Raw genomic sequence first — 438 nt, 5'->3', positions numbered from 1 at the left:
CGCCGTACTGGTTTAAAGTTAATCTACTATACATCATATAATTCTGCCTATTTCTGCCTAATTGAATCAACCTAAAATTTACGGTATCTTTTGCGGTATCTGAAAAATACTGTAAAAATGAAGCTGAACGACCGACAAATCAAAAACACCAAGCCTGCCGAAAAACCGTTTAAGCTGAATGACGGCAAGGGCTTGTATCTGTATATCAATACGAGCGGCGGGAAGTTATGGGGGGTGATTTTTCGCATAACGGCAAACGGAAAACGCTTTCAATCGGCAAATATCCGACCATATCACTAGTGGAAGCCCACCAAGCTGCTGAAAACGCCCGCTGCTTGCTTGCATCGGGGCAAGACCCCAGCGAAGCCAAGCAACAGGAAAAACGCGAATGGCAAGCCGCTGTCAGTAATATAGTCAATTAAAATCAAAATAGGACAG

At 43.6% G+C, this 438-nt stretch carries 1 pseudogene; it reads left to right on the top strand.

Annotated features, from left to right (window positions below):
• Nucleotides 1–117: 117 nt before the first annotated feature.
• Nucleotides 118–422: pseudogene (locus HMPREF3066_RS09360) on the top strand (Arm DNA-binding domain-containing protein).
• The last annotated feature ends 16 nt before the right edge of the window (nucleotides 423–438 follow it).

It is taken from the genome of Neisseria sp. HMSC03D10 (assembly GCF_001807625.1).
GTDB lineage: Bacteria > Pseudomonadota > Gammaproteobacteria > Burkholderiales > Neisseriaceae > Neisseria > Neisseria mucosa.
Note: the sequence above shows the minus strand (reverse complement) of the source record. Positions and strands in the feature narration are given on the sequence as shown.